The following is a 21,953-nucleotide window of genomic DNA, read 5'->3' as shown; positions in this document are numbered from 1 at the left end:
GTATATAAGCGCCGTTAATTTAAGGCCAAAAAGATGTAAAGCCACGAACAAGTTGCTCATTCATCCAGTTTAGTTTTTTCTTAGAACGACAATCCACATTAATAGTTTCACCTTTTGGCTGTAGTTTTTCACGGTACAAATCCGGTCGTCCGTTTTCCCAAGCCCCAGCCAGCTGCTGTTCTAATACTGTTAGTAACGCTTCTAAAATATTTTTATCGCTATGCCCAGCTAGCTTATCTTCATCGCCCTCAATTCGGGGTAAGACCTTACACATCATAAAGTCATCCCACACGGCTTTTAGGGTCAAATCATCTTGTGGTTGGCTGCTAGCAACCGCAAGTATTAATTCGTTGAGCGCGCGAAACGCCAATTCAAACGGGGTATTTTTTAGTACTGTATTGACGGCCGATAAAAAGGCAACGGTTTTTACGCCATCTGCATCAAAGGTATTAACTAATTCCGCTTTGTTAGCGTGTGACCAGATGGGGTAGCTTAGGCGTTTATTACAGCTAGTTGGGGTGAAAAAATCGTTATAGTCGTTAGGGAAAAACTCTCCAAAATCAAAGCTCAGCGCACGGTCAATTACTTTTCGTGAAAAGCCGTGAGTGGTTTCATCCATATTCACCGTACCTGCGACTAACAGATTAAACGGAATACCTAACCCATACTGGCAAATAAGCGCCCAAAGCTCGTTGTACTTGCCATCCTCAGCGCTGCCAAAGCCTAGCTCTTTGCGTAGCTTTTCTTTATCAGCAACCGCTTTAATGGTGGCAGGTTTTAATAATGCATCACTGCTGTAGGTAAAGCTGTCACTAGTCCAATCCCATTCGCGGGTTTCCAGGACCGATAAATAATCAGCAAAATACTGCTCAACAGGGGCGAGGTTCATTTCATCTAAGCACAGCCAGTAAGGCAATACCTGCGCAAGCGCGGCACGCTCACCAGTTACCACTAAACGCTCGCCTAGCTCTTTATTATCTTGAACTTCAACCTTTAGGTCGCTATGCGCAATTGCACGCCATGCTTTGGCGATAAACTGCAATACATCGGTAGTAATATATTCAGCGTCGCCATTTAAACGCGATATATAGCCAAGCAAATCACTCGGCTCATGCCAGTCGGGTCTTACTGAGGTTAAACAATAGGTTTCAGCAAACTGCTCAGAGGTTTTTGCTTGTTCACGCACAAAGCGGGTTTTACCTGTACCTGAGATACCAGCGAGAAGGAGGAAAGGTTTGGATAAAGTTGAGCCAATAAATTTACTATTTTTTTCTTTTTTGGTTAGAAAATACTCACTTTCAAATGTCTTAATTTCATAATCTGGATACAAGGCATGAAATATGTTTTTCAAATTTTCAATATCGAGCCGAGAATCAGTACCATCCGTCCACTGATTGGATAAATAGTAATACTTTGAATTAACTAGGAATGGCTTTTCAAAAAATCTTAGCTTATCCCCTCGCTCTAAAGCAGGTTTATCTAGTTCGCTTTCAGCAACCTTAAATATTGAAGTTAACCTGAAATCTAAATGCTCAATGTTGAAGTTACCTTGTTCCCTATTTTTTTCAACTAAGCATTCCCAAAAAGGTTTCTCTATCTTATTTTTAATTAAAAAGGAAACTAATGAGTAAGCAAAGCCTCCTCGACTCCCACTACTCAACAGAGTTTCTGTTGATTTTTGCACTTTAGGTATGAATATGGGCTTAAATGAGTTTTTCAGGGTTGGGTTCTCAGACATTTGCTTCGCTATTTCAGCTACTGCACTTTGAGTTTCTGCCAACAAGTTGCCAGCCTGCAACAATGGAGATACATAGTAATCATTGCGATCTATCGTTTTACCTCCTCCCCAACTTTTGTAATCAGAGACGAAAGAAAAAAAGCACTCAAGATCATTTTTTGTATAATTTTTAGAAGTGAAGTAACTTTCGATCTTACTTTTTTCTTGCTCCGAAATGCCATCTCTTAAAGCTACAGCTGCTTTCTGAAGATCCGTATTCTTATATATATCCTTAAAAATATCTTTTTGTTGTGATAGTCCATCTAAATAATTAGAAAGCTCTGCTGCAATATAAAACCAAAAGTTGGTAATAAAAATAGCTTTACCTGTTGAGGTAGTGATTTTAGTCGAAAATTCGGCCCACTCTACATTAGAATAACCATTGGCCCTATTCTCACTGAGATATAATTCATATTCTTTTTTGAATTTTTCTGTGAGCCTAACATCAGTGAAGTTGACTTTCTCAACCGAGTTTCTTATTTCTCTAAACTTCTCACTTAAATCAATTAATGCCATCTAATATATTCCTAATTTTTTTAGCTAATCCATCAATTACATTAACAGTAACGCTATTACCAAATTGTTTATACGCCTGTACTTTTGAAGTGCTCGGCTCAAACTCATCTGGAAATCCTTGCAAACGAGCTGCTTCTCTTGGGCTAATCTTTCTAGGGTTTTTTCCAGCTTGATCAATCAAAACTTCGCTGCCATCTTTGTAATATCTTGCTGAGATAGTATTGGTGTATGGTGATTCTTCTGTAACTAAGCCAAAACCAAAGCCTTTGCCATTTTTTTTGTTTTCAATTTTTCTGCGTTGATGGCCCTCCCATAGCTTATCTGAAATAGTTAATTTAGGATCTGGGTTTTTCTCTAATTTGTCACCAACTTTTACTTCAACGTCTAGTGGTTTTGGGTATTCAAACTTATCAACTTCGCCATCACGCCATAAAACTATATATATGCGCTGTCTATTCTGCGGTATTCCAAAGTCTACTGATTTAAGAACCATTTCTTTGGCTAAGGTTTGAATTTCCTTTGTAGAACCATGTTCAATAACACTTTTCGGGATATTACAACTATATCCAATTTTAGTTAGCGTTTTTAAAATCACTTTTAGCGTGTAGCCTTTATCATGACTAATTAACCCTTTTACATTTTCTAGCAGTGCAAACTTTGGTTTTTTTGTTTCTAAAATGTTGGCTATGTCATGAAATAGAGTGCCTCGTGTATCTTCAATTCCTAGTTTAAGGCCTGCGTGTGAAAATGGTTGGCATGGGAAGCCTGCCAAAAGTACGTCGTGATCAGGAATTTCATTTGCAGGGACCTGTGTAATATCGCCAAATGGAACCTCACCATGATTATTTTTGTAGGTTTGCTGAGCATGCTTATCAAATTCGGAAGAAAATACACAAACACCGCCATTTTGTTGAAAGCCGAGTCTAACTCCGCCAATACCCGCGAAAAGGTCAATAAATCGAAAATTTGGATGCAAATCCGGCTTTAAATTTAATTCACCAAAAACGTCATTAAAAAATACTTCTCGCGTTGTGTATAAGCCATTTTCTTGTAGCAGGGTTATTGCATTTTCTTTGAGTTGCTCAGGTTTACCTAAGTCAGGGTTACAGTAAAACTGACTATCGGTCGCAATGGCATGTATCCATTGATCAATCACCGCTTGGGCATTACTGTCTTCTGGTACATGGGCAAGTGCTAAAGGGTTAATAAGTAATTCTGCTTGCTGAAGGACGTTGGTTTTATTTGTCATTATTTACTGCTACTAAAAATTCTTGATGGATGACTTTCGGGCTAAGCATGGTTTTTGTACTTAGCATTTCGACCAAGTTGTACTTACCCAATGTTTTTAATGTTCTCGAGACATTACTGACTGCTCGACCGGTAAGTGCGGCTAATTCAGTCACCGATTGCGGCTGTTGCTCGGCAATCACTTTTAATCGCTGCTGGTTTTCTTTTGACAGCACATTAGTCACTGATTTAAGTGAGTCGAACCAGATATCGACGGGGTAATCGGGGTCGGGCGTTTGACCTTTAATGCCTATTACGCAGCGCGACTGTTCTGCGTTTTTCATTGTTTTACTCGCATAGTTTACTCGAATCGTTTGTTCGCGACTTGCTAGATAGCCAGCGAGTGCATATACAGCACTTAATCAATTAAAAGACTGTACACTTATACATAAGCTGCATATCTTATCAAGGGCTGATAATAGCGCAAGGATATTTTCTGTTTAGGGCAATCTCCTGCACCACCATTACAATAGCGGTATTGGCTGTAGAGGACTTCAAGCCTAGCCAAGCACTTATGTTGACTAACGGCGCACTAAAAGGTGACAAGCTGGTACTGGCGTTTATCGCCCCGTTATTCATCCAAGATACTTTATAAATAGTAACCTCTAGGCCTGTTAAACCTGTGTAACCATAGCTCGCATATTAAAGCAAAAATTGAAAGGTTTGTGTTAATAAAGGCTGTACCTGAACCACTCTAGCGACCGATTCAGCGTTTATATAACGTCTTGGAGTAATCGTCACAAATCCCCAATACTGTAAAAATCGTTCAATAAACCGTGATTCAATTAGCACGCTTAAGTTACGTTCCGGTGATGAGTAATCTTCTGTAGGGAATGCCTGTAGTAAATCGGGGAATGCTATCATCACCTCTTTAACAAGCTGCTCGACACTGTTGTGACTCTGAATGCGCCACAGCATAAACAACCAAAAGGTACGTAAGTCGACATCATCTTCAAAGCCGTCCAAATATCCCCAGTTATATTTGCTGATTGCCGCTGCTAACATAGGTTTAAAAAATGCCTGTATACCTGAGGCCTGATACTGCTTTTGCGCTGATTTTTTCACATGGTAGCGACCGCTGCGACGGTAAATAATGCCACTAATTTCGGCTAGTACTCTGGTGTAGTGCAAGGCATTAAATTTATCTTCGTTACTGCCGGCAAACTCGCTGATACTAATGTTTCTGGGGAACTGCGCAACGGCAAACTCAGGTAATAACTCACTGGCCTGTTTGACCAACTTGGCCGGTAGGTTGCCTTTACTCGTGGCTTTGAATGACCCTTCTTGCGCCATGGCCTGATCAAGAATGAGGGCTAAGTAGCGCATTACTGGGCTAGCTAAAAGCTTATTTGGTGTGCTGATTGTCAGCCACTGTAATTCATCGAAAGGTGCATAAAGCCAATTGGCCATTTGCGTTGGCGTTACACCGCAAAAATCGGGATGAGGTTGATTATTACGATCTTGCACTTTGTGCTGTAATGCCGCATTGAGTTGATCAAGGCTCAAACTGGGGTTCATTGCCAGCATGGCTTCTGCATCATCAAAAACTTGGGCATGTTGCTTGGAGACGCTGCTCATACAACAACGTTTAAATTTTTTACCGCTGCCACAATGACAAGGTTCGTTACGACCGAGCTTCATTATTGGCCTCTCTTATTGTTTATTGTTGCAGAAAAAGCGCTGCATTTTCTTGTTTGCGCTGTGCAAGTGTTTCTGCAATTGCTTGTACAGTTGTTTTACTAACCGCTTGTTGTGTTGCCAGGGAGGAAAAGTTACCAATCGCCTCAACGACTTCTTGAATACATTGCTGCGCTTCTTTCCAATTGGCAAAGCCCGCACTCGCTGCAAGCTTTTGCATTACTTTGAGTGGCGGCGCTTTTCCATGCCCTGCAAAGGCCGTAGCATGCTCATTAAAGGGGTGAGGGCTAAATGTAACATCGTAAAAAGGGGCTAGTTGCCAGTTACCATCATCCCCTTGCAAAAAGCCCCAGTTTTTACTGTGATCATCTTGGTTTGCAGCAAATAAATTAAAAATAGCACGACGAAACTGCAGTTGCCCTGCCGCAGGAGACTTACACAACTGACGACTGGCTTTAATAAGGTCGCTATAGTCTAAACTAGGGGTACGAAAGTCGGCATCTAATAAGCCACAGGCACTATGCATATGCAAACGCCCTGCATGTTGTTCGCCATCGACTTTATCTGCCGGTAATCCTTGTGTATTAGGTAAATAGTCAAACCGTTTAACTGCTAGCCAAGCTTTTGCACCGCTACTTGGTGGCGCATCAATTAACTGCCAAACCGGTGGCTGGCACTTAGCTTGCTCAGCCATTTGTAAATACACGGCTTCACATAAACCTTCTTCGTGGCCTAGTGCCAAGTTCTTTGACGTAAACTTAACCAACCATGCTTCATCCTCTGGCTGTGCATGCGTTCGGCATTGCTTTGCGTCACCAGCTGGCATATAAACTTGTGCTTTAGGCCTTGCTCCACCTGAGCTACCCACAGCAACCAAAGTTGCTAAAACGTGTTGAGTCTTACCATCTAATTCTTCAGGCCCTTTGTAATCAAGAACGGACTGATCAAATAAGGTTTGTGCTTCTAGTCCAAGTGTTGCTATATCAATATTTTGATTTTGCTCAGGTGAAAACGCTGATACGGGCGTAAAAGACAAGCTCCCCATACCTTGGCTGCCAACAAAAGCTAAGCGATCCATGGCTGTAACTTGCGCAGGTAAAACACCTTGTTGGCGAAATATTCTATCTTGGAGTAACAGCCCCCAGCCATCAGGCAAACTATCACCAAAAACGCCATGAACCCCGTGGTGAGGTTCTTTAGGTGCTTGTTGGAGCTGTCCATTTGCTTGTAAAGTAAACGGGGATAAATTTCCAAACTTACTAATGTATTCATCAAAGTACTGAAAGAATACTCCCTGGCGGTTTTGAGCTAATACGCCCACCGGTACAGTCTCACCCGTTGCAAGCGTTCGTTGCACATTGAGCTTTTGAATTGATTTAAAACTCATCTTTAAGGACCTCTTCTATACTGGTAGGTAAAGCAGTACGGTCTGTGCTTACCTGAGTTAGCTGATAAAGCCTATCGAGTGAGTCAAGTGACTGCCATAAGAGTAGTAACTGGCGAAATGAAATTTGCCCAGTGAGTTCAAATTTTTTAATGGTAGGCGCAGGTACACAACTACGCTGGGCAAGTGCTTCTCGCGATAGCTTAGCTTGCTCACGTAAGCCACGAAGGTGCGCTGCAAAAGCTTGGCTAACATCAGTGTCATCTAAAAGTGAAAATTTCATACTCAACCTCATGGATACAGTAGTATCCATTATAGTGTAAAAAATCGATATTTAGATACAGTAATATCCAGAACTCTGAGGTTCGACCATATATAGAGAAATGCATTCAAAGCTGGTATATTCTTAGTAGAGCAAGTAACTCGGAGTATTCGTTTAACTTTCTCCCCTATACGTTAAGAAGCAATCAGCTGGTGACTAAAGTGGTGGGTAGCATTCAATATTACATATCAAACTTCAACTCAAGATGTTGATATATATAAACTTAAAAATACAAACCAATAAGCAGATCCAGAGTATCGAGTAGATTTCAATCTCACTCAGCGTTCATTAAAGCCCTTTTTTTAAGGGCTTTTTATCGCTATTCATGCAAAGTTTTCTCATCTGCTCATTGTCAGCAAGTGTGTTTTTCTAGGGTATAAACTGTCTAGTTAAGGCCAGTCTAGCCAAAGTGATTGTTTTTGGCTAACAATTTATGGCGTTATAAAGTCAGGCTTTCGCTGAGGATATAGCGCAGTTGTGGTGCTTATTCTGTTTTTAAATTCTTAATAAAACGCTCCTTTGGGCAACTTCGACAAGTTAATTCTTCAAGCCGCGGCTTCTACACTCGCGATAATGCGAGCTTGCAACTACATTCGTGAGTAATGTCATCTACAGACGTTATGTTATCGTTCGGTTATCAAGAATTTATTTTTGCCGTTGATGCCGGTTTTAAATTATCGGTTGCTTTGTGTTTACTTTTATCTTGTACATTGAGCAGTTATTAGTGAGGCTCACAATTGTTTTAGTTAACGGATTTTACCGGCAATATTTAGCATTTTTATTACCCTTTACCCATGCTGTGCGTGTTCAAGGCACTAAGCTGTGTGTCGTTACGCTTAGTTAGTTTTGTCTGCAGCGCTACCGCATTATCAGCAAATAATTGCTGATAATGCGTTGATTATTCGCTTTAATAGAACGTTACTATCGTTTAATTGATATTTTTATATTGGCTAATAACGCCTATATTAGTAGTCAGACTAAACAAGCAAGCTTGTTAGTACACTATCTTGTAGCACTTACAGAAGGAAAAAATTATGGGATTATTAGTTGACGGAAAATGGCTTGATCAATGGTATGACACCGAAAAATCAGACGGTAAGTTTGTTCGCCAAAACTCAAAGTTTAGACAGCAAGTTTCTAATGAGCCCGGCAGTGAATTTACACCTGAATCAGGCCGTTATCACTTATACGTTTCTTTAGCCTGTCCTTGGGCTCATCGAACATTAATTTTTAGAAAATTAAAAAGCCTTGAAGAGCACATTACAGTGTCGGTTGTTAGCCCTGACATGCTGAGCAATGGCTGGGAGTTTGGTCAATACCAAGGCGCGACTGAAGACCATTTATTTGGCGCAAAGTATATGCATGAAATCTATACCAAAGATACGCCAGACATCACATCGCGCGTTACTGTGCCTGTGTTATGGGATAAAAAAACCAATAAAATTGTCAATAATGAGTCCTCGGAGATTATTCGTATTCTTAACACTGCCTTTAATGATTTGACCGGCAACCAGCAAGATTTTTACCCGGCAGACTTACAGGAAGCCATTGATGAGATTAATGATTTTGTATATCCGAAAATCAACAATGGTGTTTATCGTGCGGGTTTTGCTACCAGTAAAGCAGCATATGAAGAGGCGGTTGTTGAGTTATTTGCAGCGCTAGATGTGCTTGAACAAAAGCTGGCTACTCAGCGCTTTTTAGCTGGCAATGTGCAAACCGAAGCAGATTGGCGCTTATTTACCACTTTAATTCGCTTTGACCCAGTTTATGTGGGCCACTTTAAATGTAATTTAAAAAGAATTGCCGATTACCCAGTGTTAAGTGCCTATATGCGTGATCTGTATCAAACCCCAGGTATTGCTGAAACCGTTAACTTTGATCATATCAAACGCCATTACTACTTCAGCCATGACATGATCAACCCAACGCAAATAGTGCCCTTAGGTCCGATCATGGATTTGGACGCCGCGCACAACAGGGCTGCACTGTCATAGCGCGTTGGCTATGAGAATATGCAAAGAACAATCGCTTGATATATTAAGGAGCGCATGATGAAAGCAACAACAATTAAGCAAATGGTGCAGGGTATGCCTGCCTCTGATGGCGCCGGCGTTAAGCTAAAGCGCATTATTGGGCAACCCATGCTGAAACGTTTAGATCCTTTTTTAATGCTCGATGAGTTTGGCTCTGATGACGCGCAAGATTATCTTGCGGGCTTTCCACCGCATCCGCATCGAGGATTTCAAACCGTGACTTATATGCTTAATGGCAAAATGGGCCATAAAGACTCGGTGGGCAATCAAGGCATTATCGAAGACGGTGGTTTGCAATGGATGAATGCCGGCAAGGGCATAATTCATGAAGAAATGCCAAAACAAACCGCTGGGTTAATGCGAGGTTTTCAGTTGTGGGTGAATTTACCAGCCCGTGAAAAAATGTCTGAGCCTGGCTATCAAGACATTAAAAGCGCTGAGATCAAGGAAGTGAGTTTAGGACCAGACAGCAAAGCGCGGGTTTTAGCGGGTCAGCTGAAAGGGGTGCAAGGTGCGGTGAGCACCCAAGCGGTGCATCCACAGTTTTATGATATTCATGTCGGCAGTAAGCAAAGTATCAACATTGATGTTAATGAAACCCACAATGGCTTTGTTTATGTCTATGAAGGCAGCATGATGCTTGGCGACAAAGCAATTAACCAAGGTCAACTGGCGGTATTAGCGCTAGGAAGCCAGCTTACTGTCATGGCAGAGGCACAGACAAAATTTATTTTTGTCAGCGGTAAACCTATCGCAGAGCCGGTTGAACAATATGGCCCTTTTGTGATGAATACTCGCGCTGAAATAGAGCAGGCGATCGAGGATTATCAGCAAAATAGGTTTGTTGACTAACATAGTGCTAATCGGCAATTATCCGAGCGCTAGTGCTGCAACGAATAAGGTATTTTATTGCAGCAATAGCGCTATTTGGCCGCTATTACGCCAATTAGCCTTATAACTTGAGTTACTAATATATCGGCTCGCCAAGCGCGATACCAAGCAAATGCTTAAGCCGCTAGCTGCTTTAAGGTACTTCTAACGCCAGATATTTGGCTACTTTTTATATCCACACCAGGCATTAAGTCCATTTCGCTTTATTTATTAAGCCCCAGCTTTTAGCCACCCATGCCACTACCAGTGGTCAGTACACTTATCAATAACCGCGATTAACCTGCTAGTTAGCAAGTAATTTTGCTGTGTCAGAGTGTATGGCTGTTATGTCAAAGCTAGCTTATATGTAGTAACCAATTCAGTAATAATTAGCGCAAATCTAGGCGAGGGCGCAGTGCGCTTATACCTTAGTTTGCCAATGCCAATGCCAACGCAAAGCTTTATTCGTTTAAATAGAATGATTTGTGCTAAATTTAGCAATTTTCTTTCTGTTAAGCATGATGAATAATACACTCAACTTCTTTAACGAAGATGTGAATAAAACATTTAACTTTTATAGAAATTGAGGAATTAAAGCATGAAAACATTATTGAAAAAAATCACGAGCTCAAACGCTGGCTTTGGTGCATTGGCATTACGCATTCCGGTTGCCATTATTTTTATCGCTCATGGCGCGCAGAAATTATTTGGTGCGTTCGGTGGCTATGGACTTGAAGGTACAGGTCAATGGATGGAGTCAATTGGTTTAGCGCCAGGATTTTTAATGGCACTAATGGCCGGCAGTGCTGAGTTTTTTGGCGGTCTATTGTTATTGGCTGGCTTACTTACGCGACCTGCAGCTATAGCGTTAGTGGGTACTATGGTAGTGGCGATTTTTGCCGTACATTTTGAAAATGGTTTGTTTATGTCAAACAATGGTTATGAATTTGGCTTAGCGCTACTTGCCGCTAGTGTTTCGTTAGCATTTTCGGGGGCAGGTAAATTAGCGATTGATAATGTCATTAACGCTAAGCTTAAATAACGGTTGCTTAATTGTTATTGGCGGCTAAGCTTGACTGAACGCCGCCAGCTAGCTATAGCCCTTTAGCTGACTATCAGCAAAGGGCGCTGTTTTCTTTATCTTTACTCCAACTCATAGCGCAAGTAAGTTACCCGATTATCACCATGAGTTACTTGCAACTTTAAACCTATTTTTATTTCCAGATAAATTACTAGATAGGTATTATCCTTGCGTAGTTAAGAAGAAACCTCAGAAGTACCCTTAAAAAATAAAAATGCCAGTCAGCTCTTAACTGACTGGCATTACGGCCTAAGTGGGCTTTATTGTTTGCTACGCTAGTACGCCTCGTTTGCTGCAATTGATATTGACAATTACTGACATGACGTTACTGCAATGGCTACTTCGCCTTTGCCATTATTATTGAGGTTGGCTTGGTTGATCACTAGCTCTTCGCTACAATCTGTTATGACTTGAAAGCTTAAACTTGCTTCACCACCGGTAACGCTTGAGACCCGAATCTCGTCACCTGCCATTGGCGCAGCACCACTGCCGTTATAAAAGTAGCTTTTACCTAGGCTGCCGGTGGCATTCTCAGCCCCTACCGTGCCGCCATCAGCTGTGCCTGTCGTCATATCGTCATAGACGAAGTGAATATTACCTTCAGCTGCTGTACCATTCTCCCCTATCCACACTTGCATAGTGACGGTTTTAGCATTGTTACTCCCCCAATGCGGTACTGCTGCCCATTCATAGATAGTCCATATAGCGCCGCCTCCACCGAGCCTGCCCATATACATATTACCGCCATCGTTGAGGTTTAGATCGCGCCAAAACGGCGCCAAAATATTATTCGGCGCTGTGGCATCGGGGAGGTTTTGGTTGTTAAAACTGCTGAACTGGCCACTGTCCAGGCCTGCTTCTAGCGTGCCATTAACCGACATAATAGTTTGTGTGTAGGTTTGGCCATTGTAGGTAAAGGGCGGCACGTTGAAGGCGTATCCGCCGTCATCACAATCGCCGTTACAAGTTAGTTCTAGTGGAGCAATACCAAAGATTGACAATGGTAGATAGCCGCCAGCAGGCGAGCCACCGGCATCTAAGGCAACCTCAATAGCGCCGGCAACAAGTTCACCAGTCCAAGAGAGACTGTTGCTATTAGCATCATACGCCCAAGGCGATGTGGTTATGCCGTTGACCACAGACTCCATGGCTGAACCAGCTACATAGCTAGCACCCGCGGGCACGGCGTCTGTTACCGTAATATCACCGGCTAATTGGCCATTGATGACCTTAAGCTCATAATTTAAGATATCGCCGTTAGCGGCTGTGTTTTTATCAACGGATTTGCTAAATAGTTTAGCATTACTGGCTTTTGAGGCGAATACCGCCAGTGGCATATGTAAATCTGGACTACTGTTACCATTACTGTTTAAGTGTAAGGTGCCAAATTGCCAGTCTTCTGCCGAGCTATAGTTACGGGCGGTGACTGTTATGGTGGCACTTTCGCCGGCTTTGAGTTTCAGGTTATGTTTTTTGCTTTTTGCTTGTGGTGAAACTGCCACTTCGATTTCAAAGCCACTGCCACTGGCAGTAACATTCCAGTGTCCCGTATGCTTGGTTTTATTGGTGACAATACGGGTCCACGAACAGACGCCAACACAGTTACTGTCCATCATGCTAGGTAAGTTCAACGACTTAGGGTCGCCGCCCAGTGCAGGATTAGCCGCGAGAAAATTGCTGACCGTTTCACTCATCACCAAACCCACTTCGTCGGCATCGCTAAGTGCGATTCGACCCGCACCTAAGTCAAAGGCATCCGTTGGCGTAGCGCCATCTTCTTTGAAGGTATTGGCGGTTACCGCAGACATCATAATAGCTGACTTAATTTCCGTTGGAGTCCAGTCGGGGTGTGCAGCCACCATCAGCGCACCAGCGCCGGCATTGTGTGGGCTCGACATAGAAGTACCGCTAATAATTTGATATTCGGGCGCCGGTGCCTGACCATTCGCTTCAGCACCCATAATATCGACGCCTGGCGCTGTGATGTCAGGTTTTAAGACATTGAAGGCTAGCTGCGGGCCACGAGAGCTAAAGCCGGCCATGATATCGCCGTTTTCTTGGTCTAAGTTAAAACCTGACGGTGTGATAGTGGCCGTGGTGCCAGTATTGTTAGCGAGCCAATCGCGCAAGGCAATGCCGGCGGTGTCGCCAATATGGATAGCCGGTAAAAAGTGACCGTCAGCCACTGTACCTTCGCCTTGACCTAAATTGGCTAAGACGTAGCCGCCAGCGCCACCGGCCAAGACGTTTTGTCCTTTAGCCGTGCGGGCAATAGTACCACGATCACAGACCACAATCTCGCCATTAAATGTGCCAGCAGGGAAGGGAGTTAAACATTGCCCAGCGGGATCAAATGCTGTGGTATTGGCATGAATGATTGGAGCGGGGCCATAACCGGCACTAAAGCTAGCACCGCTGATATCGCCGAGAGCTGAACCGTCACTTGTCAAGTTAATCAAGTTATTGGCAATTTTTCGGTTATGCGTGGATGCGGCAGTCGTAGATACCCAAGGGCCTAAATGAGCAACAGTACTTGCTGCAGGGCCGGAATTACCTGCAGACGCAGCGACATAAATACCAGCTTCAACAGCGGCGAGAAAACCTAACTCCACCGTGTCATTGTAGGGATCACCACCACCGGATATTGAGTAATTTAATGCCGCGATTCCATTAGGCAAGTTGCTTGAGTCAATGATTACTTGGTTGATTGCCGCCACCAAGGCTGAGCCTGGACAGCCATCGTCACAGACATCATAGGCAATAATATTGGCGTGTGGGGCTACCCCTGAAATATTAAAGCTAGCGGATGCTGTTGGCGCCACAAGGGTAGCGCCATTGACCACATTACCGGCCGCCGTTGAGGCCGTGTGGCTGCCGTGGCCATCGTTGTCTTCGGGCACTATGCCATCGGAGGCAACAAAGTCCCAGGCGCCAATTAGTTTGTCATTACAAAAGCTAGCATCAACCGTATCGCAATAACTGCCGGGTAAATAAACGCCACTGCCAAGTGGGTTGGTGTGGTCGTAGCCGTCATCACCTATATCGGCAAAGGACGGGTGATCACTATTGATGCCAGTATCTAATACCGCCACCACCATGCCTTCACCTTTCGGACCGTCGCTATTAGATTGCCAAATATGCTCAGCACCAATCCACTGCGGACCGACATCGGTCAATAGCTGCTCATATTTTTCCTTTTGAACGCTTAAAACCCCTTCCATAGACGAGAGCTTTTTTGCTTCATCCGCGCTGAGCTCAAGCGCAAAACCATTGATTGCGTGCTGATATTCATATTTGGGCGTTAAGTTTCTGTTAAATTTTCCTGCGGCTTCTTCAAGTACTTTTTGTTGTTTGTTCTTGAGATGTTTTTGGTATTTCTTGGCTTTATTGCTCTTAGTATCTAACTTTCTTTTGCCATTTGCTTTTGCGCTGGTGGCCTCAAAACCTTCAATACCCCCTTCATACACCGCAATTGCTGGCTCAACCAGCTGAACAATGTATGTATTTCCAGATGAGTTATATGTGTTAAAAGTTATTTGAGTGGGCTGGGGTGTTGCTAAGTGCAGTTCGTCAGCTGCCAAGGCAGTCATACTGGTAAAGAGCGCTGATGTCAGTAACATCAGGGCATTTCTATTAACCATTACCATGTGCTTACTCCGTCATTTATTATTAATTAAACAATGACTAATACTTCATATAACTACTAACAGGCCCAACATGATTGAAAGTTTGATAAACAATACAATGCTGAAAGTGTTAACACACCAGTTATTTTAGTCTTGATTCCTTTATCCATTAGAATCCGTTATAAATTCATTGATATTAACTTAGTTGTAAAAGCTGAACGAAGTGAATATTTTGAATGTAAGGGCTCTCTATTGGGGTAAGTGGTCTTTATTTGGTTTTTAAAGCCCACTGAAGGATTATGTTTAGCCTAGACCAGTAATGTAAACTTTCAAGTTTTGTCAGCTGAACTATTAATGAGCGCATCATCGAAACGGGTTTAATTTTTGCTAGGAAATATATCAAGCTAGCGTAGTCAAGCGTTATATCGCTTGGTATAACTAGGGGTTTAATTAAGGATGTCTTCAAGATGATCACATTATCCGCAGAGCAATGCCGCATTATTGGCGTTATGCTTGAAAAAGAAACCACCACACCAGAGCAATATCCACTGTCTATCAATGGCATTACCACGGCGTGTAATCAAAAAAGTAACCGTGAGCCTGTGCTGTCGCTTGATGAAACTGAGGTACAAGAACACGTTGATAAATTGCTCAACATGAAACTATTAATGCTAGACCAGCATGCGACGGGGCGAGTCAGTAAATATAGCCACCGTTTTTGTGATAGCGAGTTTGGCCATTTAAAATTCAGTGCCCAACAAAGAGCCATTATTTGTCTGTTATTACTTAGAGGGCCGCAAACGCCCGGTGAATTAAGAACGCGCTCTACTCGCTTAGCGGACTTTGCCGATGTACATGAGGTTGAATCGGCCTTAGCGCAATTGCAAAACTTAAACGGCCAAGTCTTAGTGAAAAAGCTTGCCCGAGAGCCAGGGAAACGCGAATCTCGCTATGTGCATTTATTTTCAGCTGTTAGCGAAGATGGCTTAGCGCCAGCTGTGCAAGAAAGTGTTAGCCCTTTAGCAGATAATAACTCGCTTGCGCAGCGCGTCAGCGTATTAGAGCAACAAGTGACAACATTGACAGAGCAGGTTGCCTGTTTGACGGCTTTGCTTGAGGGTAAGTGATGGTTCATTTTCTTATCTAGTCAGGCAAATATTGCGCGAGCAAGTACTGCTCGAGCAAACAATGGTCAATGACAATATAACCGATGACTGTCATTGCAAAGTCATGTGAAACTAGGGTGAGATGTTATTGCTGATGGATTAGGCCGGTTGCATCATTTTCAAAACCATGACAGATATAGCCGATTAACTGGCGTTTTTTCTTTGCTAATTGATGAAAATGCTCAAAGCCGACAGAAAAGGCAAATGGATTGGCATTGTAGTCGGCATAGGATTGATCACTACCATTTTTCGCTTCTCGCACGCCGGCAGCAAATGAGCTTAAAAAGTCGTCACGATTATTTAGCAAAATAACCGTGGCGCCAGTGTCGGCTTCAACCAACTCAATGGCGCCAAGCTCAATATATTTATCGACCACGGTATTATTGAAAAAACCGCTATATTGTTCGGTTTCTTTATCGTAGCAAACAGCAGTGTTATCGCCTGCTTCCATTAATGAGACAAAAAACTCTCTTACTTTTTTTGAAATCACGAATTTTCCTTTTTAAACTCTCGGTTAATATCTATGCTTGTGCTTTGACTAACTGGCCAAAATCTTGAGCGGCAGCGATAAAGCGGCATTTCCGGTTTGACCGACCAGCCAAATAATGGCGCATAAACCACCGACGGTTATCACATACCATAATGCTGAAACAATTTGTGCATAACGGTTTAGCGGTAACAACTCGCTTGAATGGCGGCGTTTATATTCAAAAAATATTTCAATACTGCCAATGGCCAATAAAAAGCCTAAGAGTGCTAAACCAAAGTGGTAACTGATATAAACCCCGAAAGCAGCACCTAAGATGCAGGCCACGATACCTATAGTAGAGTTCATTGAAAAAGCGATACTTTTTAGTATGTGACCGCCGTCTAACGGTAAGATAGGCAATAAATTAAACAAGTTGAGCAGGGCATTAAATACAGCTAAACCTGCCAGTATTTCAAGGTCGGTTAACCAATAGCCAATTAAGCAGGCGATAGACAGCATTAAACCGAAAAATGGCCCCATAATCGAAATAAAGACATCTTGCCAGCGGGTATTAATTTTATCGTCACTGAGTGCTAAACCGCCGACAAAGGGAATCAGGTAGATGCCTTTGGTTTTTAACCCAAAGTATTTCATCGCTTTAATATGACCATATTCATGGAACACAAGGCAAAGGATCAGCGCGATAGCAAACTCAATGGAGAACAACCAACTATAGGCAGCCAAACTGCCCGCCGCAAACAGTACTTTGATCACTTTAGCACTTTTAAAGAGCTTTAAGCCAAGACCTGCCATACCAAACCAGCTAAAATTCATCGGCTGTTTTTTGCCTTCGCTGATTTTACGTTGTTCGATATCGTGTTCGTTGAGGGTATTATTTTCTATTAACTGGCCGTTAACTAGCAGCTGAAATTGCAGGGTAAAAGGTTGCCATTGCAATGAGCCACTTAGCTCAATCTGTATCTCACCTTGTTCACTTTGTAGCGTAAATTGATGCGAAAATGACTCATGGTCGGCGTTAGCATTTATTTGAGAGACACATTGTTCGTTCCAGAACAGTGCTTGCCAGCCGGCCATTGTTCCTTCTAATCTTAGCTTTTTACCAAGACACTCTATTTCTAATAATTGCACTACAACACTCCGTGATAAAATCTTGCCCGATTATCACTATATTTGCGCAAGCAGCAAGGGTTATTGAGAAAGATTCATATAATTAGGCGAGATAATGGCTACAGTAATAGCCGATTTTTTACTGACGACAGTAGCGTAGATCTGGTGATTGTCATACCATAGCGCTAGGTTTTATTTCATGACTTTTGCTTATGCGTTTTTATTTATCTTGGTTGGTTTTTTTCTTAGTTAGTTTTTATAGCGTAGCAAAAGACACACCGCCATTTTTTCGCCACGATAACAGTCCAGAGTTAGGCTTGATGGCAAACTTTAAAGCCAGCGCTTTGTGTGAAGTAGCCGAGGGTACCCACAATTATATTCAGCAGTTTTCCGACGATAAGTTCGCTGTACATGCAGGTACAGTATTTGATGATGAAGTTACTCTAACTAGGGTTGAAAAAACCCTCGCATTTATCTGTCAAACTTACCGAGCAGATGTGCGGGCCAAGCGTAATAGTCGCTTACATGAGCCCGAATTTTTGCGTAAACATTTTGATTTTTATCGCTGGACACCGGATAGAGCGACAGCGCAGGCTATTGCGAAAAAAAGCACCAATGCCGTTAAGTCACGGATGTTAAATGCGATACCCCAAGATAAAATATTTTTAACTAAATATTACACTAAGCTTTTAAAGGCTAGTGCGGTCAAAACTGCTGAGTATAACCAAGCGCTATATGCCTTGCCGTATGATGAAGCGGGTATCAGTCTAGCTGAGGCGAATAAAGATTTAAGTCTGACGCGTCATCAATATACGCGCCAACAGGTGATTGCTGGAGTTTTAGAACAAAATAAACTCGCTAAGCCACTGATTTGGCTTACAGAAGAAGCATTGCATGATGTATTGCTACAGGGCACAGGTGTAGTGGAGGTTAATGGTGTACGACGCTACTTTAACGTACATCGTAATAACGGTGTGGCTTATGACTATGCCATAGGTAAGCGTGAGCAAGCGCGTTATTGGTATTTTGCGGAAGTGCCAAGCATTATGGGCTATGGCGAAACACTGCTCAGTAAAATAGCGTTAGCACCACAGGTGGCATTTGCCGGTAATGTTGCACAATTGGGGCTAGGTAAACTGTTTATGGTGAGTTATCAACAGCAAGGGCAGCGTGTATCTCGGCTAGGGGTGCTGGCCGATCAAGGTGGAGCATTTGATAATAATTTGTTTCAACTGGATTTATTAGTCGACAGTTACTACGGCTGGCAAGATTACCATCAAGCCAATAAGCATTTAGCAGATTACGCGCAAGCTTGGCTTATGCTAGTGAAACCAGCGCACTGATCTTTAATTGCTTGCCATCAAGCGTTACGCAAGCTTGGTGGCTTATTGTTATATCGCTTGCTTAACTCACGGTTAAATGGCGTATTTAAGCAACTTTACAGCTGCGTTTAAGGTTAACTTTCGTCTGCTCCACCGCTTGTGGGCGCGGTTGGTAGTCTAGCGGCGCATTTAGCAATATCTGGCGAATTTCCATCTCGTCTTCTGCTTGAATTGCTGCCATTAATTGCGTCAGTATTTTTCGCATCGCACTGTGGTGAATGGCTTGTTCATTGGCGGTTAAAATGCGTTGGTGCTGGGTACTTTTTGCATCATCACTGATCAATAATTCTTCATAAAGTTTTTCGCCTGGGCGCAAGCCACTGTATTGAATAGCAATATCGCCTTGCGGATTGTCTTCATCTTTGATTGTTAAGCCCATTAAGTGCGCCATTTTATAGGCTAAGTCGACAATTTTTACGGGTTTACCCATGTCTAATACAAATACATCACCACCTGTGCCCATAGCGCCGGCTTGGATCACTAATTGGGCAGCTTCAGGAATGGTCATAAAATAACGAATAATTTCCGGGTGGGTTATGGTGATCGGGCCACCTTGTTTAATTTGTTTTTTAAATAACGGCACGACAGAGCCCGACGAGCCAAGCACATTGCCAAATCGCACCATGACAAAGCGGGTGTGGTGATCTTGCTGAGCAAAGCCTTGTAATATTAATTCTGCAAGGCGTTTACTGGCGCCCATCACATTGGTGGGTCTAACCGCTTTATCTGTTGAAATAAGAACAAAGGTTTCAACCTGACAATAGATGGCTGCTTGGGCAATTTCATAGCTGCCTAAAACATTATTGCTGACCCCAGCAATGACATTGTTTTCTACCATAGGCACATGCTTGTAGGCCGCAGCATGATATATGGTGTTCACTTGATGTCGCGTAAAGATATTGGTCATTAACAGCCCATTTTGCACATTAGCAATTAAGGGGGTTAGTGTGGTGCCTCCTCCGCTGTTGGCTAAGGTTTCGCTTAGCTCTTGGTGCACTTGATAAAGCGCCGCTTCACTGACGTCGAGCAAAATCAGTTTCTTCGGATTTTGCAGCACTATTTGCCGGCATAGCTCTTGACCAATTGAGCCGCCCGCACCTGACACTAAGACCACTTTATCACTAATATTGGCACTGAGTAGCGCTGGTATGGGTTGCACTGGCTTACGCCCGAGTAGTTCGTCAATCGATACTTCTCTAAATTCGTCGATATTGCGTTTACCTGAAATGATATCTGACATATCAGGCACCATTAATACCTCTAGGGCGTAAGGCTCAATTTTGGCAAGCACTTGTTTGAGACGAATGGGATCGGCACTTGGAATGGCAATCAATACTTTAAAACTGCCATACTTTTTCAGTAAGGCGTTAATGCGTTGCGGAGAATGAATTTTTAATCCTAATATATTGCGACCACAGTAACGTTTTTTTTCATCTAAAAAAGCCAAAGCTTGATATTGATTACCTTGCGCTAGTACATGTGCCAGTTGCCTACCTGCATTGCTAGCGCCATAAATAACTACGGCCTCACGCTCATCAAACCAATGGTTTTTGGCTATTAGGCTGACAAGTGCTCTTGCCCCTGCTATTTGTACGCTAGCCAGCACCAAAAATACAATAGGCACAGAGCGAGGCACAAAAGCATCAAAGGCATAGCTACTAAGGTAAAAAGTAAGGCTGGCGATTATTAATAAAAACTGGATAGTTAAGAATGCTTTAGCATTGAAAAAGCGAATAACTGAATTATAAACATCAAACAGGTAAAACAAGATTAAGGTTGCGCTGAGCACAATGAAGAATACTAAGTGCTCTGGCCAAGAAATAGTCAGGCTTTCGACACCTAACCTAATGAGATACGCAAGGTAAAATGCTATACCAAGTGCCCATAAGTCATAAGCCAAAACCAAGCTCAGTTTTATCGAGCTTGGTATTAAATCAATACGTCTAACCATGAATGTTTTACCTTACACGCCGCTTTATATGCATAAACTGCATTAACGATCTTTGTCAGCTATTCTTGCAATATTTTGTTACATTGTCATGGTTTAATTGTTCTGATATGAATATTGTTCGTGCAGGCAAGCCATTAACGCTGATGTTCAATGCTATCGAAAAGGTTTTTCAAGGCTTGGCAAATGCCGCTAATTTCGTCAGCGGTTAAGGTTGGATGCACTAAAAACATCAAGCTTGTTGCCCCTAATGCTTGTGCATTTTTTAATGGCATTTTTGGTCTAAGCTTGGTGCCGTCAAAGGCTTTTTCTTTATATACCTCGGAACAACTTCCGGAAAAACAAGGCACACCAGCGTCGTTAATGGCATTAATAAGCGCTGCTTGCGATAAACTTTTCGGTAGTTTGCTGTGCTCAACAAAGACATAGCACTTGTAATACGCATGGACAATATACGAGGGCACATCTGGTACTCTTAACCATGCATACTGTCGACAAACTTGAAAAATATTTTCCGCATTGCAATTACGCGCATCTCGCCAATGGCTCATGCGCTGGAGTTGAATGCGGCCAATGGCCGATTGCATTTCACTAAGGCGCCAATTAGTACCAAAGCTTTCATGTAGCCAACGATAACCCGGAGGATGATTTTTTTCATAAACCGCCGCATATGACTTACCGTGATCTTTATAGGCCCATGCTTTTCGCCAAAGATTTTCGTCATTGGTAGTTAACATACCGCCTTCACCGCCCGTGCTAATAATTTTATCTTGGCAAAATGACCATGCACCAATATGACCAATACTGCCGACCGAGCGGCCTTTATATAAAGCGCCATGAGCTTGAGCGCAATCTTCAATGACGTACAGCTTATGTTGTGTCGCTAACGCCATTATATCGTCCATTTCGCATGGCCAGCCGGCTAAATGGACGCAAATTATAGCTTTGGTTTTATTTGATAATACTGGCGCAATAGTTGCCGCACTGATATTTTGAGAATCAAGTTCAACATCGGCAAAAATTGGTGTTGCACCAGCATTTACTATACTGCTAATTGACGCAATAAAGGTGCGCGAGGTGACCACTACTTCATCACCTTGGCCTATGTCGAGGGCTTTTAGTGCTAAATCGAGGGCTAATGTGCCATTAGCAACCGCTACAGCATACTGGCTTTGGCTAAACGCAGCGAATTCTTTTTCAAATAGTCGTCCTTGTTGTCCAGTCCAATAGTTAACTTGATTTGATTGCAGCACTTGGCTAACCGCTGCTATTTCTTCTTCGCTAAAGCTTGGCCAAGGGGAAAGTTTGGTATTGAGCACAGTT

At 42.7% G+C, this 21,953-nt stretch carries 16 protein-coding genes; 5 read left to right on the top strand and 11 right to left on the bottom strand.

Translation table 11 applies throughout. The features are described 5' to 3' along the window. Nucleotides 1–19: 19 nt before the first annotated feature. From B6K83_RS06165 to B6K83_RS06140, 6 genes are all read right to left on the bottom strand, one after another. The gene (locus B6K83_RS06165) at nucleotides 20–2,293 is read right to left on the bottom strand and encodes an McrB family protein (protein ID WP_085284088.1); all 2,274 of its coding nucleotides are present in this window, start codon (nucleotides 2,291–2,293) and stop codon (nucleotides 20–22) included. Beyond that, nucleotides 2,280–3,542, bottom strand: a complete 1,263-nt coding sequence (gene dcm, locus B6K83_RS06160) for a DNA cytosine methyltransferase (RefSeq protein ID WP_085284087.1) — start codon at nucleotides 3,540–3,542, stop codon at nucleotides 2,280–2,282. The genes B6K83_RS06165 and dcm overlap by 14 nt, the downstream gene beginning before the upstream one ends. Beyond that, nucleotides 3,532–3,864: an HVO_A0114 family putative DNA-binding protein gene (locus B6K83_RS06155; RefSeq protein ID WP_085284086.1), complete on the bottom strand. Its 333-nt coding sequence runs from the start codon at nucleotides 3,862–3,864 to the stop codon at nucleotides 3,532–3,534. Before B6K83_RS06155 ends, dcm begins: the two co-directional genes overlap by 11 nt. Before the next feature lie 358 nt (nucleotides 3,865–4,222). Next, nucleotides 4,223–5,221 (bottom strand): YecA family protein, encoded by a 999-nt coding sequence (locus B6K83_RS06150; RefSeq protein WP_085284085.1) that lies wholly within the window; start codon nucleotides 5,219–5,221, stop codon nucleotides 4,223–4,225. A 19-nt stretch (nucleotides 5,222–5,240) separates the two neighbouring features. After that, entirely contained in the window at nucleotides 5,241–6,605 is a 1,365-nt protein-coding gene (locus B6K83_RS06145) for a type II toxin-antitoxin system HipA family toxin (RefSeq protein ID WP_085284084.1), read from the bottom strand. Further along, nucleotides 6,595–6,885 carry a helix-turn-helix domain-containing protein gene (locus tag B6K83_RS06140; RefSeq protein ID WP_085284083.1) on the bottom strand — a complete coding sequence of 97 codons (291 nt, stop codon included), beginning with the start codon at nucleotides 6,883–6,885 and terminating at the stop codon, nucleotides 6,595–6,597. Before B6K83_RS06140 ends, B6K83_RS06145 begins: the two co-directional genes overlap by 11 nt. Before the next feature lie 1,073 nt (nucleotides 6,886–7,958). Here B6K83_RS06140 and B6K83_RS06135 point away from each other — a divergent pair. The 3 genes from B6K83_RS06135 to B6K83_RS06120 all read left to right on the top strand — a co-directional run bounded on the left by B6K83_RS06135 (nucleotide 7,959) and on the right by B6K83_RS06120 (nucleotide 10,872). Beyond that, entirely contained in the window at nucleotides 7,959–8,921 is a 963-nt protein-coding gene (locus B6K83_RS06135; RefSeq protein ID WP_085284082.1) for a glutathione S-transferase family protein, read from the top strand. A gap of 54 nt (nucleotides 8,922–8,975) precedes the next feature. Continuing rightward, complete coding sequence (locus B6K83_RS06130; protein ID WP_085284081.1) at nucleotides 8,976–9,812, top strand: pirin family protein; 837 nt, start codon at nucleotides 8,976–8,978, stop codon at nucleotides 9,810–9,812. Nucleotides 9,813–10,428: 616 nt separating this feature from the next. After that, nucleotides 10,429–10,872, top strand: coding sequence for a DoxX family protein (locus tag B6K83_RS06120; protein ID WP_085284079.1), 444 nt, complete (start codon nucleotides 10,429–10,431; stop codon nucleotides 10,870–10,872). 350 nt (nucleotides 10,873–11,222) lie between these two features. On the opposite strand, the gene B6K83_RS06115 is transcribed toward B6K83_RS06120, so the two are convergent. Then, the gene (locus tag B6K83_RS06115; protein ID WP_085284078.1) at nucleotides 11,223–14,558 is read right to left on the bottom strand and encodes a S8 family serine peptidase; all 3,336 of its coding nucleotides are present in this window, start codon (nucleotides 14,556–14,558) and stop codon (nucleotides 11,223–11,225) included. Between the two features lie 446 nt (nucleotides 14,559–15,004). Here B6K83_RS06115 and B6K83_RS06110 point away from each other — a divergent pair, with 446 nt between their 5' ends. Beyond that, nucleotides 15,005–15,664: a YceH family protein gene (locus B6K83_RS06110; RefSeq protein WP_085284077.1), complete on the top strand. Its 660-nt coding sequence runs from the start codon at nucleotides 15,005–15,007 to the stop codon at nucleotides 15,662–15,664. 124 nt (nucleotides 15,665–15,788) lie between these two features. On the opposite strand, the gene B6K83_RS06105 is transcribed toward B6K83_RS06110, so the two are convergent. Together B6K83_RS06105 and B6K83_RS06100 are read right to left on the bottom strand one after the other, a co-directional pair. Then, on the bottom strand, nucleotides 15,789–16,193 hold the full coding sequence (locus tag B6K83_RS06105) for a hypothetical protein (RefSeq protein ID WP_085284076.1): 405 nt from the start codon (nucleotides 16,191–16,193) through the stop codon (nucleotides 15,789–15,791). Between the two features lie 48 nt (nucleotides 16,194–16,241). After that, a complete protein-coding gene (locus B6K83_RS06100) occupies nucleotides 16,242–17,321 on the bottom strand; it encodes a site-2 protease family protein (protein WP_085284075.1) in 1,080 nt (359 codons plus the stop codon). A 191-nt stretch (nucleotides 17,322–17,512) separates the two neighbouring features. On the opposite strand from B6K83_RS06100, the gene B6K83_RS06095 reads away from it, so the two are divergent. Then, on the top strand, nucleotides 17,513–18,643 hold the full coding sequence (locus B6K83_RS06095) for an MltA domain-containing protein (RefSeq protein ID WP_085284074.1): 1,131 nt from the start codon (nucleotides 17,513–17,515) through the stop codon (nucleotides 18,641–18,643). 85 nt (nucleotides 18,644–18,728) lie between these two features. On the opposite strand, the gene B6K83_RS06090 is transcribed toward B6K83_RS06095, so the two are convergent. Then, nucleotides 18,729–20,633, bottom strand: coding sequence for a polysaccharide biosynthesis protein (locus B6K83_RS06090; RefSeq protein WP_085284073.1), 1,905 nt, complete (start codon nucleotides 20,631–20,633; stop codon nucleotides 18,729–18,731). Nucleotides 20,634–20,767: 134 nt separating this feature from the next. After that, nucleotides 20,768–21,949, bottom strand: coding sequence for a DegT/DnrJ/EryC1/StrS family aminotransferase (locus B6K83_RS06085; RefSeq protein ID WP_085284072.1), 1,182 nt, complete (start codon nucleotides 21,947–21,949; stop codon nucleotides 20,768–20,770). Nucleotides 21,950–21,953 lie beyond the last annotated feature (4 nt).

Source organism: Colwellia chukchiensis (genome assembly GCF_002104455.1).
Classification (GTDB): domain Bacteria; phylum Pseudomonadota; class Gammaproteobacteria; order Enterobacterales; family Alteromonadaceae; genus Cognaticolwellia; species Cognaticolwellia chukchiensis.
This window is presented reverse-complemented; position numbering and strand designations above follow the sequence as displayed.